This window comes from Mesorhizobium sp. M0159, from assembly GCF_040322295.1.
Taxonomy (GTDB): Bacteria; Pseudomonadota; Alphaproteobacteria; order Rhizobiales; family Rhizobiaceae; genus Mesorhizobium.
This window is the reverse complement of record NZ_JAMYTF010000028.1, coordinates 61046-76155: the sequence shown is the minus strand read 5'-3', so window position 1 is coordinate 76155 and position 15110 is coordinate 61046. Positions and strand designations below refer to the sequence as shown.

13 protein-coding genes and 1 pseudogene are annotated in these 15110 nt (G+C 61.4%); 10 read left to right on the top strand and 4 right to left on the bottom strand.

The window, feature by feature from the left end; all coding sequences use genetic code 11:
• Positions 1 to 6: 6 nt before the first annotated feature.
• Positions 7 to 1137 (bottom strand): HigA family addiction module antitoxin, encoded by a 1131-nt coding sequence (locus NKJ32_RS23740; protein ID WP_352829059.1) that lies wholly within the window; start codon positions 1135 to 1137, stop codon positions 7 to 9.
• Complete coding sequence (locus NKJ32_RS23735; protein ID WP_352642218.1) at positions 1134 to 1436, bottom strand: hypothetical protein; 303 nt, start codon at positions 1434 to 1436, stop codon at positions 1134 to 1136. The genes NKJ32_RS23740 and NKJ32_RS23735 overlap by 4 nt, the downstream gene beginning before the upstream one ends.
• A 603-nt stretch (positions 1437 to 2039) precedes the next feature.
• On the opposite strand from NKJ32_RS23735, the gene ccoN reads away from it, so the two are divergent.
• From ccoN to ubiM, 9 genes are all read left to right on the top strand, one after another.
• Positions 2040 to 3671, top strand: a complete 1632-nt coding sequence (gene ccoN, locus NKJ32_RS23730) for a cytochrome-c oxidase, cbb3-type subunit I (RefSeq protein ID WP_352642220.1) — start codon at positions 2040 to 2042, stop codon at positions 3669 to 3671.
• Complete coding sequence (gene ccoO, locus NKJ32_RS23725) at positions 3662 to 4393, top strand: cytochrome-c oxidase, cbb3-type subunit II (protein ID WP_352642222.1); 732 nt, start codon at positions 3662 to 3664, stop codon at positions 4391 to 4393. Before ccoN ends, ccoO begins: the two co-directional genes overlap by 10 nt.
• An 11-nt stretch (positions 4394 to 4404) precedes the next feature.
• Positions 4405 to 4554: a cbb3-type cytochrome c oxidase subunit 3 gene (locus tag NKJ32_RS23720; RefSeq protein WP_352829057.1), complete on the top strand. Its 150-nt coding sequence runs from the start codon at positions 4405 to 4407 to the stop codon at positions 4552 to 4554.
• 2 nt (positions 4555 to 4556) lie between these two features.
• Positions 4557 to 5420, top strand: coding sequence for a cytochrome-c oxidase, cbb3-type subunit III (gene ccoP, locus NKJ32_RS23715; RefSeq protein ID WP_352642224.1), 864 nt, complete (start codon positions 4557 to 4559; stop codon positions 5418 to 5420).
• A 132-nt stretch (positions 5421 to 5552) separates the two neighbouring features.
• A complete protein-coding gene (gene ccoG / locus NKJ32_RS23710; RefSeq protein WP_352829054.1) occupies positions 5553 to 7112 on the top strand; it encodes a cytochrome c oxidase accessory protein CcoG in 1560 nt (519 codons plus the stop codon).
• Positions 7109 to 7606 carry a FixH family protein gene (locus NKJ32_RS23705; protein WP_352642228.1) on the top strand — a complete coding sequence of 166 codons (498 nt, stop codon included), beginning with the start codon at positions 7109 to 7111 and terminating at the stop codon, positions 7604 to 7606. The genes ccoG and NKJ32_RS23705 overlap by 4 nt, the downstream gene beginning before the upstream one ends.
• A complete protein-coding gene (locus NKJ32_RS23700) occupies positions 7603 to 9891 on the top strand; it encodes a cation-translocating P-type ATPase (RefSeq protein ID WP_352642230.1) in 2289 nt (762 codons plus the stop codon). The genes NKJ32_RS23705 and NKJ32_RS23700 overlap by 4 nt, the downstream gene beginning before the upstream one ends.
• The gene (ccoS, locus tag NKJ32_RS23695) at positions 9888 to 10040 is read left to right on the top strand and encodes a cbb3-type cytochrome oxidase assembly protein CcoS (RefSeq protein ID WP_023679633.1); all 153 of its coding nucleotides are present in this window, start codon (positions 9888 to 9890) and stop codon (positions 10038 to 10040) included. Before NKJ32_RS23700 ends, ccoS begins: the two co-directional genes overlap by 4 nt.
• 423 nt (positions 10041 to 10463) lie before the next feature.
• Positions 10464 to 11645 carry a 5-demethoxyubiquinol-8 5-hydroxylase UbiM gene (gene ubiM, locus NKJ32_RS23690; protein ID WP_352578929.1) on the top strand — a complete coding sequence of 394 codons (1182 nt, stop codon included), beginning with the start codon at positions 10464 to 10466 and terminating at the stop codon, positions 11643 to 11645.
• A 508-nt stretch (positions 11646 to 12153) separates the two neighbouring features.
• Here the strand turns inward: ubiM and NKJ32_RS23685 are convergent.
• Together NKJ32_RS23685 and NKJ32_RS23680 are read right to left on the bottom strand one after the other, a co-directional pair.
• Positions 12154 to 12594: a hypothetical protein gene (locus tag NKJ32_RS23685; RefSeq protein ID WP_352829052.1), complete on the bottom strand. Its 441-nt coding sequence runs from the start codon at positions 12592 to 12594 to the stop codon at positions 12154 to 12156.
• Positions 12591 to 13693, bottom strand: a pseudogene (locus NKJ32_RS23680) (IS5 family transposase). Before NKJ32_RS23680 ends, NKJ32_RS23685 begins: the two are co-directional and overlap by 4 nt.
• Before the next feature lie 177 nt (positions 13694 to 13870).
• On the opposite strand from NKJ32_RS23680, the gene NKJ32_RS23675 reads away from it, so the two are divergent.
• The gene (locus NKJ32_RS23675; RefSeq protein ID WP_352829050.1) at positions 13871 to 14908 is read left to right on the top strand and encodes an IS110 family RNA-guided transposase; all 1038 of its coding nucleotides are present in this window, start codon (positions 13871 to 13873) and stop codon (positions 14906 to 14908) included.
• Positions 14909 to 15110: the final 202 nt, after the last annotated feature.

Below are 15110 nucleotides of genomic sequence, written 5' to 3'. Positions count from 1 at the left end.
CTATTCCTAAAGCTGTGCTTCGGCCATATTGCCCCAGCCATCGGCGATGGCTTCCTTGAGGAGATGCCCGCGGACCGGAACCTGAAACTTGCGCAGATAATCGAAGCGTTTCATCCGCTTCTGGAGCTGGCCAACCACGATCGCGGGGTGGACGGCCATTAGCGCCGCGAAGCCGACAACGTCGCGCTCCGAGAAATAGGGATGCTTGCGGGCATAGAAGGATGACATCTTCGCTGACGGGACGCAGAAGTCGGCGGCCGCAGTGTTGGCAACAATCTCCTCGTCCGCCTCTCCGTTTGCATCGTTGGCGCTCTCGCCCGTCAGTTGATCGACCATCCCAATCGATTGTTTTCCATGACCCTGCAGCACATGCTCGATCTCATGCCGTAGTACGAACCAGAAGTTATCGAGCCGATCGTACAGCGTAGACATGCCGATCACGGGGGACCCATCGTCAAGCCAGGTACAGACCCCATCGATCTTGGCGTTGGGCAGAACCTCGACGACGACAAAGCGAACTCCGCAGCCCGCCAAGAAGCTTGGCACGGAGGCGACCGCTTCGGGATCGATCATCAAGCTGCGCAATTTGGGCAGAAGTGCACCGAGCTTTTCGGTCGAAAAAGTTTCGACCTCCATTTGTCTGGCAAGCTGGCGTACTCGAAACACCCACGCGAGCTGATGTGGCGGCGTAGCGTCATAATGCGTGCGCTTCGCAGCGAATGCGATGTCACCCAGCGTATCGTCATTGGCTGCTTCGAAGAAGCGAGACATTTGGAGCTGGAGCAGGGATGCTTCGCCGTCCTGAATCCAACCGCGCCGGATCATGTCGCGTACGGGGAAATGAGCCTGCAGCCCGGCGCGGGTCTTCACCGCCGGATCCGGCTCCTTGGCATTTTGCAGGTCATAACGGCCCTGAAGGTTCAGGAAGAACTCCGGCGAAGTATCGAACGCGTCGCTGAGCAGGCGCGCCATATCGGGGGTGATGCCACGCTTGCCGGACAAAAGCGGATTGAGCTGCTGCTCGGTCTGGCCAAGAATGAAAGCGAGATCGCGCTGCGACCATCCACGCGCTTCCAGTTCCATCTTGATGAAGGTGCCCGGTGGCTCGATGGCCACCTGATTGCTGTTCCCCGTCATGCCACCCCCTGCAGATGCTCTTCCATTGCTGTTACGACCACCGTCATAATGCTGTTCTTTGCTATGATTTTAACCACTATCGCCCATTGCGGCGAGAGGACCACGAGGTGCTCCGCCGATCCAGCGCGTGGCTTCAAGCCAAAACTTTTCCAGTTGTGGAGCGTGCGCGCGTCAGGCGCTGCCCGCACGATGCTAAAGCGTTGACGCGCGGTCTGGATCACGGCGACTGGCAAGCGGGTGTCCGCTGCGGCTTCCGTCTCTATCAGCGCTAGGCACGGGTCTGCGAACTCGATGTCCATGAGCCTCCAACATAGCCAACGATCCCGCCCTGTCAACGCTACTTAATGCAAGTAGCTAAGTTACATGCGGAAGCGGGATAGCGCTGTATTCGCCTTAGTGCTTGGGCAGCCTGCTTATTGGCGCACATAGATGGCGGCGCATTGGCGATGGATACAAGGAACAGCAAGATGCCGCTGATGACATTCGAAACCGCGAGAGCCGCCTCCGCGGCATTCGCTAAGCGCCATCTGCTTTTACGCAATAGCCCGCTCTAGGAATGTCACGAAGGCAGCGCAACGCTGGCGCTGGCTGTCCCAAGGCATTGAAACGATCGACGTTCGGCAAGGCATCGGCCTACTTTCCAGCGTCACAGAAGGCGCGCTTCCCCACACGCCCGCGATCGCCTCCATACCCGGCCCGACCGGGGACGCCGGGCCTGTCGATTAGGCGTGGCGGCCGGTGGTGCGCTTCCAAATTCGATCGCCACAGTCGGATCGCACCGAACTCGATGCTGCTCGAAGCAAAATCGTGCGGCTCTGACATGGATCAGGGCGAGCAGGCCACGGCTGTGCAATAAGGCACTGCGGTTTGGCGCCCGCCGGAATTGGAAATCGGGGCTTGCGATGAAATTCGGCACAGAGATCGTCCTTCTAAGCCTGTTTGCGTTTGCGGCCCTGGTGGCTGCCGGCTTCGGCGTAGATGAACCTTTTCGCCAGCATATGTGGGTTTTGTTCTTCGCCGTGGCTGGCTTCACTGCGATTCTGTTGCGCAACACGGAGTTCAAGCCGACAGTTCCGATCGACCCCGCCGCTTACATGGATGGGCCGATCCGCTACGGTGCCATCGCCACCGTATTCTGGGGCGTCGTCGGCATGCTGGTCGGCGTGGTCATCGCCCTGCAGCTCGCCTACCCCGATCTCAACATCCAGCCCTGGTTCAATTTCGGCCGACTGCGGCCTTTGCATACTTCCGGCGTGGTTTTTGCCTTCGGCGGCAATGCACTCATCTGCACGTCACTTTATGTCGTGCAGCGGACCTGTCGCGCTCGGCTGTTCGGCGGCGATCTCGCCTGGTTCGTGTTCTGGGGCTATCAGCTGTTCATCGTCATGGCGGCAACCGGCTACCTGCTCGGCATCACCGAGAGCCGCGAATACGCCGAGCCCGAATGGTATGTGGACCTGTGGCTGACCATTGTCTGGGTCGCCTATCTCATCCTGTTCCTCGGCACGATCCTGAAGCGCAAGGAACCGCACATCTATGTCGCCAACTGGTTCTACCTTGCCTTCATCGTGACCATCGCAATGCTGCATGTGATCAACAACCTGTCGATGCCGGTCTCCTTCCTGGGCTCCAAGAGCTATTCAGCCTTCTCCGGCGTACAGGACGCCCTGACGCAATGGTGGTACGGCCACAATGCCGTCGGCTTCTTCCTCACCGCCGGCTTCCTCGGCATGATGTATTATTTCGTGCCCAAGCAGGCCAACCGACCGGTCTATTCCTACCGGCTGTCGATCATCCACTTCTGGGCTTTGATCTTTCTATACATCTGGGCCGGTCCGCACCACCTCCACTACACCGCCCTGCCGGACTGGGCCCAGACGCTCGGCATGGTGTTCTCGATCATGCTGTGGATGCCGTCATGGGGCGGCATGATAAACGGCGTGATGACGCTCTCGGGCGCCTGGGACAAGCTGCGCACCGACCCGATCATCCGTATGATGGTCATGGCCATCGCCTTCTACGGAATGTCGACTTTCGAAGGCCCGATGATGTCAATCAAGGCCGTCAACTCGCTCTCGCACTACACCGACTGGACCATCGGTCACGTCCATTCGGGCGCGCTCGGATGGGTTGGCATGATCTCGTTCGGCGCGATTTATTTCATGGTCCCGAAGTTATGGAACCGCGACCGGCTTTATTCGCTGCGGCTCGTCAACTGGCACTTCTGGCTGGCGACGCTTGGGATCGTCGTTTACGCCGCGGTGATGTGGGTCTCCGGCGTCATGCAGGGCCTGATGTGGCGCGAATACAACGAGCAGGGCTTCCTGGTCTACTCCTTCGCCGAAACCGTCGCCGCCATGCATCCCTACTACATCATGCGTGCCATCGGCGGCGCGATGTATCTGTCGGGCGCCCTCATCATGGCCTGGAACATCGCCATGACCATCCTCGGCTACCAGCGCGAGGAGGATCCGATGCCGCGCTCCATCCCCGCCCTCCAGCCTGTGCGATCAGGAGCCAGAAAATGGGCCTGATGGACAGACACGCGGTCATCGAGAAGAACGCCACACTTCTTCTCCTCGGGTCCCTGCTGGTCGTAACAATCGGCGGCATCGTCGAGATCGCACCGCTCTTCTATCTCGACAACACGATCGAGAAGGTTGAAGGCATGCGCCCTTACTCGCCACTCGAACTGGTGGGGCGCAACATCTATGCGCGCGAGGGCTGTTACCTCTGCCACAGCCAGATGATAAGGCCGTTCCGCGACGAGGTCGAGCGCTACGGCCACTATAGCCTGGCGGCCGAGTCGATGTACGACCACCCGTTCCAGTGGGGCTCGAAGCGCACCGGGCCGGATCTCGCCCGGGTCGGCGACCGCTACTCGAACGGATGGCACGTCCAGCATCTCACCGAGCCGCGTTCGGTGGTGCCGGAATCGATCATGCCGAGCTACGCGTTCCTGAAGGACATGCCCATCGAGGTGAAGGATTTCTCGACGCATCTGATCGCCAACAGCCGTGTCGGTGTGCCCTATTCAGACGACATGATCGCTCATGCCAATGCCGATCTCATGGCGCAGGCCGATGCGAATGCCGACACATCGGGCCTGGAGAGACGCTATCCGAAAGTCAAGGTTGGGGACTTCGACGGCGATCCGCAGCAGGTCACCGAAATGGATGCGCTGGTCGCCTATCTCCAGATGCTCGGCACGCTGGTCGATTTCAGGACCTATGACGAAGCCGCCGGTTACCGCTGAGGAGAATGGCGATGACCTACAATTTCATGCGGGAGTTTGCCGACAGCTGGGGCCTGCTTGCCATGGCACTTTTCTTCCTCGGATGCGTTGCCTTTGCATTTCGTCGCGGCAGCCGCAGGCAAGCCGAGAGAGCCGCTCACATTCCTCTCAAGGACGACTGATCATGGGCAGCGAGCATATCGACGAGGTTTCGGGCATCTCGACGACCGGCCATGAGTGGGACGGCATCAAGGAACTCAACAACCCGCTTCCGCGCTGGTGGGTCATCACCTTCTACATCACCATTGCCTGGGCGATCGGCTACACCGTCGTCTATCCGGCATGGCCGATGCTGACTTCCGCGACCAGGGGTGTGCTGGGGTATTCGAGCCGCAAAGACGTCAAGAATGAACTGGCGGCGGCCGAAGTGGCCAAGGGCAAATATGTCGCTGCCATTCAGGCGAAGACCGTCTCCGAGATTACTGCCGACGATACACTACGCGAATTCGCGGTCGCCGCAGGTGGCGCCGCGTTCAAGGTCAATTGCGTGCAGTGCCATGGCTCGGGCGCTCAAGGGTCCAAGGGTTTTCCCAACCTAAACGACGACGATTGGCTGTGGGGTGGCAACGCCGAACAGATCCAGCAGACGATTGCGGACGGCATCCGCTTCGCATCAGACCCGGATACGCGCCTGTCGGAAATGCCTGCTTTTGGCGACATCATCACGACGGATCAGATCAAGCAGGTCGGCGCCTATGTCGCAAGCCTCTCCGATCCTGTTCAGGACACAAGCCTGATCGAACTCGGCGCCAATGTTTTCGCCGAGAATTGTGCGGCCTGTCATGGTGAGAATGCAAAGGGCAACAGGGAGCTCGGCGCACCCGACCTGACCGACGCGATCTGGCTTTACGGGTCTGGCGAAACAGCCATCGCCGCGCAGGTCCGCGCCCCGAGGCATGGCGTCATGCCGGCCTGGATCGGGCGTCTCGGCGAGATCAAGGTCAAGGAACTCGCGGTCTATGTCCATTCGCTTGGCGGCGGAGAATAGGAACGCAAGCCTATTCTCGTCCTCCCCCCAACCGCCAAGCGACGAGGCCCGGCGCGAGCCGGGCCTCGGCATCATCCAGAAACCGATGGGTCGGGCTTCCGGCGAAATCGTCGCTGGTGACTGGAGCTTCTCGTGCTCGATAACACGCAAATAGAACGGCTCGAAGCCGATGCGGTCAACTCCGCCAAAGTGCGACAGCCGATGTATGCCGCGCGCAAGAAGATCTTCCCGAAGCGGGCCTCGGGCAGTTTCCGCCGCTTCAAGTGGTCGGTGATGGCAATCACGCTGGGGATCTACTACCTGACCCCCTGGCTGCGGTGGGATCGCGGGCCATTTGCCCCTGACCAGGCCGTGCTGGTCGATCTTGCCAACCGCCGCTTCTACTTCTTCTTCATCGAGATATGGCCGCAGGAATTCTACTACGTCGCCGGCCTGCTGGTCATGGCCGGTGTCGGCCTTTTCCTGATCACGTCCACCGTCGGCCGGGCCTGGTGCGGCTATACGTGCCCGCAGACCGTGTGGGTCGATCTGTTTCTGGTCGTCGAGCGAGCCATCGAGGGCGACCGCAACGCGCGCATCAAGCTCGATGCCGGTCCCTGGACTGCGCGCAAACTCGTGCTGCGAACATCGAAACACGCCATTTGGCTGGTCATAGGGGTGCTGACCGGCGGCGCCTGGATTTTCTATTTCGCCGATGCGCCGACGCTGCTTGGGGAACTCTTCACCGGCACCGCCGCCCCCGTCGCCTACATCACCGTGTCCGTGCTGACGGCGACGACCTATACGTTCGGCGGGCTGATGCGCGAGCAGGTCTGCACCTACATGTGCCCATGGCCGCGCATCCAGGCGGCCATGCTCGACGAGAATTCCCTCACCGTCACCTATAATGACTGGCGCGGCGAACCGCGCTCGCGTCACGCCAAGAGGGTCCTTGCCGCCGGGCAGCCCGTCGGCGACTGCGTCGACTGCAATGCCTGTGTCGCGGTGTGCCCGATGGGGATCGACATTCGTGATGGCCAGCAGCTTGAATGCATCACCTGCGCGCTCTGCATCGATACCTGTGACGGTATAATGGACAAGCTCGGCAGGGAGCGCGGACTGATTTCCTATGCGACGCTGGCCGACTACAACGCCAATATGATGCTGGCGACCCCGGGCGGCTCCGGTTCAGTCAACCCGTCACTGGTCAGGAGCGCTGACGGCCTGTTCTCCGACAAGGTGGCCCGTTTCCATATCCGCAAGATCTTTCGCCCGCGCACCTTCATCTACATGGGCGCCTGGTCGGCGGTCGGTCTCGCGCTGCTCTATTCGCTGCTGACCCGCGAACGGCTCGAATTGAATGTCCTGCACGATCGCAACCCGCAGTTCGTGACGCTGTCCGACGGTTCGATCCGCAACGGCTACACCGTCAAGCTGCTCAACATGATCCCCGAACCAAGAACGATCATTGTCACGATGCAGGGCCTGCATGGAGCCGAAATGAGCGTTGTCGGCATCGACCTGCCGGCGGATCGCTCCTTTGCCATCCCGGTCGAACCCGACCGGCTGAAGATGCTCAAGGTTTTCGTGCGTCAGCCGGCAGATCAGGTTCGGGGTGCAGCGCAAAGCTTCAAGTTCCGGGTCGAAAACAAGGCAACGTTCGAGTCGGACGAATACACGGCCACTTTCAACGCACCGGAGATCGCCAGATGAGCGACACCTCGCGACAATCTCGCGAATTCACCGGCAGGCATATGCTGTTCACCATCCTTGGCTTCTTCGGCGTGGTCATAGCGGTCAATCTGACGATGGCGACGCTCGCCAACACGAGCTGGACCGGCCTTGTCGTCGAAAACACCTATGTGGCGAGCCAGCAATTCAACAAAAAGGCCGAGCAAGGGCGAGCTCAGGCAGCCCTCGGCTGGACTGGCAAACTGACCATCGCAGGCGGTGAGGTCCGCTACAGTCTCACCGATGCTGGCGGCAAGACGGTTGCCGTGCATGGCGTCAAGGTGCTGTTTCGTCATCCCGCCTACGAGGCCGAGGACAAATCCGTCACTCTTGCAGCTGCCTCCGGTCAGATATTCGCCGCGCACCACATCCCCAAGGATGGCGTCTGGATCGTCGAAATCGACGCCGATGCGAGCCTTGCGGAACCCTATCGCGACGTTCGCCGGATCGTGATTTCCCGCGGGGCGCTGCAATGAGCTGCTGCGCGCCAGGCGCCGAAATGGCATTGGACCTGGAAAAGGTCACACTGGTCCTGCCTTCTGGCCAGGAAATCAGACTGGCGAGCCGCTCGATTGGCGAAAATCTTCGCCAGACCGACCTCTCGGTGCCAGCTGTGCATTGTGCCGCCTGCATCCAGACGATCGAGACGGCGATCGGCAAGCTGGATCGCGTCGAAGGCGCTCGTGTCAATCTTTCGACGAAACGTGTTTCGGTCCGGTGGCGCGGCGACGAGGTTCCGCCATTCGTCGCCACACTTGGACGGCTGGGCTATGGCGCGCACCTGTTCGATCCCGAGGCTGACGGGAAGGACAAGATGCTCTCGGAACTGATCCGCGCCGTCGCGGTCGCCGGCTTTGCGGCGGGCAACATCATGCTGCTATCAGTCTCCGTCTGGTCCGGCGCGCAAGGCGCGACCCGCGACCTGTTCCATTGGGTCTCGGCCTTGATTGCCATTCCTGCGCTCGCTTTCGCCGGCGGCATCTATTTTCGCTCGGCCTGGAATGCGCTGCGCCACAGCCGCATGAACATGGACGTGCCGATCGCGGTCGGGGTATCGCTCGCTTACGCTATGAGCCTCTACGAGACGATCAGCCATGGCGACCATGCTTATTTCGACGCGTCGGTGTCGCTGCTGTTCTTTCTGCTGATCGGCCGCACGCTGGATCACGTGATGCGGGAACGGGCACGGACGGCCGTGAACGGACTGGCTCGGCTGGCCGCGCGCGGCGCCATGGTGCTGCGCGAGGACGGTTCGCGCGACTACTTGCCGGTTGGCGAGATCGAACCGGGAATGGAGCTCTTGATCGCGGCCGGCGAGAGGGTGCCCATCGACGGCAGGATCATTGGCGGGGCGTCGGATCTCGACTGTTCCCTAGTTTCCGGGGAAAGCACGCCCAGAACGGTGGGCCCGGGGGCGCAGGTCCAGGCCGGTACACTCAATCTCACCGGTCCACTGACCATCGAGGCGACGGCCGCCGCGAAGGATTCCTTCCTGGCCGAAATGGTTCGGCTGATGGAAGCGGCAGAGGGCGGCCGCGCCCGCCATCGCAGGATCGCCGATCGCGTCTCCGCGCTCTACGCCCCCGTGGTCCACCTCACCGCCTTTGTGACGTTCCTCGGCTGGATGGCGGCGACCGGCGACTGGCACCGGGCAATAACAATCGCGGTCGCCGTTTTGATCATTACATGCCCGTGTGCGCTCGGTCTCGCCGTGCCGATCGTGCAGGTGGTCGCTGCGCGGCGGCTGTTTGAAAGCGGCGTCATGGTCAGGGACGGCTCCGCCATGGAGCGCCTGGCCGGGATCGACACGGCATTGTTCGACAAAACCGGCACGCTTACGCTCGGACTGCCCAGGCTGATCAATGCGCCGTCCATCGATCCGACGATGCTCGCCATGGCGGCCGAGATGGCAGCGCATTCCCGCCATCCCTTTTCGAAGGCAATCGCTGGCAATGCAGCCTTTGCCGGCCAGCCGAAACTCGCGTCCGTCAGCGAGCATCCGGGCTTCGGCATCGAAGCCATCGCCGAGGGCAGTACCTGGCGGCTGGGTCGCCGCGGATGGGGTGAGTGGAAAGCCCGGACCGGCGGCGAAAGCAAACAAGGCTATGGCGGAACCGTTTTGACGAAGGACGGGGTCATTGTCGCGACTTTCGATTTCGAGGATGAGCTGCGTGCCGATGCCAAGGCGGCCATCGAGCAACTGAACGGCGCCGGCGTGTCGGTGGAGATGCTGTCGGGCGACACAGAAGCTGCCTGCGGCGAAGTCGCGGAAGCACTGGGCGTCGAGCGCTTCGTTCCCGCGTTGCTTCCCTGCGGGAAGGTCGAACACATCGAAGCATTGACGCGAACTGGCCACAAGGTGCTGATGGTCGGCGATGGGCTCAACGACACGCCTGCATTGGGCGCCGCACACGTTTCAATCGCTCCGGCCACGGCGGCGGATATCGGTCGCAACGCCGCGGATTTCGTGTTCCTGCGTAAAAGTCTTCTGGCGGTCCCACTTGCTTTAGACATTTCGCGGAAGGCCGGACGGCTGATCCGGCAGAACATCGCCATCGCGATCGTTTACAATGGCATCGCCGTGCCGGTCGCCATTCTGGGGCACGTTACGCCACTGATCGCGGCGGTCGCGATGTCCGCCTCGTCCCTCCTGGTCATCGGCAATGCGCTACGCCTGCAAGGTTTCGTGTCAAATGCATCGGTGCAAGATGCCCGACATGACAGGCGCTCCGACATTGGCGCACTGGCACAATCCTCATGACGACGCTCGCCTACCTCATACCTGTGGCCCTGTTCCTCGGAGCGCTTGGGCTGGCCGGGTTCCTGTGGGCCTTGAGGAGCGGCCAATATGAAGATCTCGATGGCGCCGCCGAGCGGATCCTGATCGATCGCGACGAGCCACGCAGTTGACCCAGCCTGCCCTGCGAGGACTCGCTCGAATATTTTCCGCGGTTGCTTCGCGTCATGCCGATTTCGGCGCGCGACGGGTGCGAACGGATCAGCCAGAATACGTTGCCGAACTTTCGGCCAGGAAAGGGCCGCACCGAACGGGAAGCCGGCCATTCCATGATGACCTGACCAGACCATGGCGTCGCGATCGACCAGTCGACCGTGAACCCGCCGCTGCCGCGTTTATCGAGCCTGGTTGATCCACATCAGGGTTATCTCTTCATCGGCATGGTTTCATTGAGCATTTTTGAACGGAGAACGGATGTCTAACGGACGGTTAGGTCGCGTGGAGACGCTTGGGGAGATGAGCCGCAAACCGTGGATCGATTGCGATGCGTTCCAGTGCCCTTCGTCGCAGATAGCCGACGCTATGGCGGCACGCTGATGGCCGGCTCTGTCGATAGATTCGACGTTATTGTCGTCGGAGCCGGGCCGGTCGGACTTTCCTTCGCCGCATCGCTTGCCCAGAGCCGACTCAAGGTGGCAGTGGTTGAACGGCAGTCGCTCGAAAGCCTGGCGAATCCGGCTTTCGACGGTCGCGAGATCGCGCTGACCCACGCATCGGTTGGAATCCTTCGCGAGCTCGGCGCCTGGGATGCCATCCCGGCTTCGGACAAATCACCGCTACAAGGCGCGCGCGTGCTCAACGGATCGAGCCCTTTCGCCCTGAGCTTCGATTCTCCCAGCGGATCTGGGGAACCACTCGGAATTCTGGTCCCAAATTGTCGGATCCGCGACGCCCTGTTCAAGCTTGTCCACTTCCAGGATCATGCCCAGCTGCTGTGCGGCCGCTCGGTCGTCACTGCAACAACCAGCCACAAAGAAGCAGTCATAACGCTCTCTGATGGCAGGCAATTGGCCGCTCGGCTGCTCGTTGCAGCGGATTCGCGTTTGTCCGCGACGCGCGACCTCCTCGGCATTGGCGCCGCCATCAATCGGCTTGGCAACTCGATGCTGATTTGCCGGGTGAGGCACGAGCGCGCCCATCACCAGATCGCGGTCGAATGGTTCGATCACCATCAAACGATAGCGATGTTGCCGCTCATGGAAGGCGTGTCGTCGCTGCTTCTCACTTTGCGCTCAAGCGAGGCCGACAGACTGCTTGCTCTCGACGACGATTTGTTCCTCATGGAATTGACGAACCGGTGTCGAGGACGCCTCGGAGAGATGACCTTGGCAAGCACCCGCCATGCCTATCCGCTGGTCACGACCTGGGCGCACAAGTTCTGGGCTCCGAGTGCGGCACTGATCGGCGATGCTGCCCTCGGCATGCACCCGGTGACCGCTCATGGTTTCAACATCGGCCTCAGTGGCCAGAAGCAACTCGCCGATAGAATCCTGGCGGCATGTCGCGAGCGCCGCGACATTGCTGATCCCGACATGCTCGGCAGATACGAAAGCCGACTGCGTCGGTCGGCGGCACCGCTCTATCATGCTACGAATGTACTTGTCGCTCTCTACTCAGGCGAGCACCCGACGGCACGGCTTGCAAGACATGCGGGGCTTCGCTTTGCCCAATATCTTCCCTTTATCCGCCATGGCATTTCGGCCATGCTCAGGCGGTGAATCGCAGGCAGCGCTGCCGCTCTGGAACGCTATCTCGGCCCGGCTTCCTTTTGTCTCGCCGGGCGCGTTTGATGCCGTTGGCAGGGCTGCTTCCATGGTGACGTTGGATAGTTAACCCATCCTTCAGTGGGCTTGCGTAAGCTTGTCCTCGCGAACAACGATGGGAGCAAGCTGGTCCGTCCATGGCCCCGAAGAAAGAAGACACGCTGGAGGCCAAAATCCGTCAGGATCAGCTTGCTGACCTGAGGACCGGTCGCGAACCCGCGCTAGCAAGGCCGCGTCCGACCACGGCGCCTGTCCCACGAAATGCAGCAGAGACTGATGCTTGGCCGACACCCACGACGGCGCCGTGACGGCCGCCAACGGCTCACGCTCTTGCGCTCTATCGGCATCAGAAGTCCGAGGCAATAATCGTTCAGCGGCTCAGCTCGGTCGGCGTGGCCGATCACCCCGATCAAAGCATCGACATAGGCGTCGAACTCGGCTTCACTCTCGGCTGTCCAGTCGGTCATGGCGGGGCGCTTCCCTGATCACCAAGCAGCACCCTAACAAATCCACGACCAGCGCGAATCCCCCCGCAGCCCCGACTTTCTGACTCAGTAAGACTTGCAGCTGTTGAAGAAGTCTGACGTATTGCCTTGAGGATGGCCTCGTCGCCGTTGTGGTAGGCGAATGTGATCTCGATCGAGCTGTCGTCGAGCAATTCGGCATAGCCATCGCCTGTGACTTCATCCATCTCGTCACACCCGCCCCATGTGAAGTGAACTATCGAGGGGCTGTAGCTCAGATCGAGGCCGGCTTGCAGGGCACCAAAGGCGATCTCGCCGTTGTTGTCGGGTCCGATGGCGATGGTTGCGGGTCCACCGAGGTTCAGGTAACCGCGATCCCACAGATCGGCTTCGATGATCCGCCAGCGGCCGATCAGTTGCCAGCCCGCGGGCGCGGTCATTTCGAGGCCGCCAAGAGCTTGGGCACCCGCACCAGATTGTAGGCGGCGGCCGCGAAGGTGAAGGCCCACCCAACGCGGTCGCGGCCGCGCAATTTGGTCTTCTCCTGCCCAGCGACGGTTTTGATCCAGCCGAACGCCTCTTCGATGCGCTTTCTGATGCGCTGGCTGACGGCATAGCCACCGTGGCGCGTGGTGCGGCGATCGATCGCCGAACGACGGCCGTTCGTGTTTTGCGCTACGTGTGGTGTCACCTTCATCGAGCGCAACTCGTTGACGAAGTCCTCTGCGTCATAGGCCTTGTCGGCGCCGAGCGTGATCGCCCGCGGCCGGTCGGCACGAGGTTCGATCATGTGCAGGGCCGCCACCCGCTCGGCATGTCCGTCGGCCAGCGTCAGACAGGCTTCCACCAGCAGGCCGTGGCGGTTCTCCATCAATCCATGTCCCATGAAGCACAACCTGGCCTCCTTGCCCCGCCCTTTGCGGTAGAGCCTGGCGTCGGGGTCGGTAGTCGAGGTATGCGTCTCGTTCGATCGCCTCTCGCCGTGGAAGTCCGCTTCCGCATTGCGTCCGCCGCCGTCTGCCGGCGGTTCGCCATGACCGCCGCTTGGGCCGCCCTTTGGCTTGACGCTCTTCATCGAAGCCCAGGCCTCGATCAGCGTGCCGTCGACCGAGAAGTGATCCGTGGACAGGAGCTTCTTGGCTTTGGGTTGCGCCAGCACGGCCGCCAGGAACTTCGCCGCGATATCGCCCTCCAGCAGCCGGTCACGGTTTTTGGAGAACACCGAATGGTCCCAGGCTGCGTCGTCGACGCCGATGCCGACGAACCAGCGGAACAGGAGGTCGTATTCCAACCGTTCCATCAAAAGCCGCTCCGAGCGGATCGAATAGAACGCCTGCAAAAGCATCGCCCGCAGCAGCTTCTCCGGCGGGATAGATGGCCGTCCGATCGGCGAATATAGCGCCGCGAACGCACGCTCCAGCCTCGACAGGGCTTCAGTCACGATCGTCCGGATCGCCCGCAATGGTGATTGCGCCGAACCCGGACCTCAAGGTCCACGTAGCTGAAAAGTTCGCCAGTTCGATCGTCGCCGCCGCGCACTCGTCACCTCCGATTCCCTTCGGAGCCAGTGAATCATTGCTGCGGTCCGGTGGCGAGGACCCTTTCAACAGATGGGGTGATTGGGGTCTCGCCCGAGCCAAATTGAGGGCGGCTGCTCCTGTCGAGATGTGAGAACGTGGTCGATGTAGATCGCCACAAACATCAGGAGGAGCAGCCATGAAGTATTTTGCCGGACTTGACGTGTCTTTGGAAGAGACCGCGATCTGTGTCGTCGACGAGAGCGGCCGGATCGTGAAGGAAGGGCGGGCGGCGAGTGAGCCGAGGGCGCTTTATGAAGCCTTGCGGAAAATCGATCTGCCGCTGGAGCGCATCGGGCTCGAAGCCTGTTCGCTGACAGCCTGGCTTTATGACGGTATTCGCGCCGAAGGATTGCCGGCGATCTGCATCGAGACCCGGCAGGCCAACGCGGCGATGAAAACGATGCCGAACAAAACCGATCGCAACGACGCCCGCGCCTTGGCGCAGATCATGCGCACCGGCTGGTATCGGCAGGTGCATGTGAAGAGCCAGCAGTGTCGGCTCTGGCGATCCCTCCTCGTTGCGCGACGCACGGTCCTCAATGAAATGCGGACGATCGAAAATGTCGTCAGGGCGATTCTGCGGGAGGCCGGCATCAAGCTCGGCACTCCAGGCCGCGCAACTTTCGCTCATCGCGTGCGCGAACTGATTGGCGCAGATACGGTCATCATGGCGCTTGTCGAGCCGCTTCTGGCGATCGTGGCAACGATGTTGCGCGAGTTCGGGCGACTGACAAAGCAGGTCTTCCATATCGCCCGCAAGGAGCAAGTCTGCCGGCGCCTCATGTCCGTGCCCGGTGTGGGACCCATCACCGCGCTCGCCTTTCGTGCCACGGTCGATCAGCCGGACCGCTTTCGCCGATCGAGGGATGTCGGAGCGCATTTGGGTCTGACCCCGGCACGCTATCAATCTGGCGAGACGGACATTCAGGGCAAGGTAAGCCGATGCGGTGACGAGCTCGCCCGCACGGCCCTCTATGAGGCGGCTCATTCACTGCTTGTGCTCAGCAAGAAATGGTCGAGCCTCAGAGCGTGGGGTATGAACGTCGCCAAGCGGCGCGGTATGGCCCGAGCCCGAGTTGCTGTTGCTCGCAAGCTCGCTGTCATCCTGCATCGCATGTGGAGCGATGCGACAGAATTCCGCTTCGGCAAGGCACCCGGCCCCGTACCGGCATGAAATACGGGATAACGGACCAACGAAGGAGGAGTTGATTCCGCCCGAAAGGGCGTGAGCCGGATCGTTCCCGTGGGGACGACGGGCAAGGCGATCTCGTTAGCAGGCACGATCCTGGGACGAACTCTCCCAAGGTCGTTCAACAGATTGAGAGGCCTCGCTCTACTGACCCCATCATGCGGCGGCTTAACGTCGACCGCGAAGA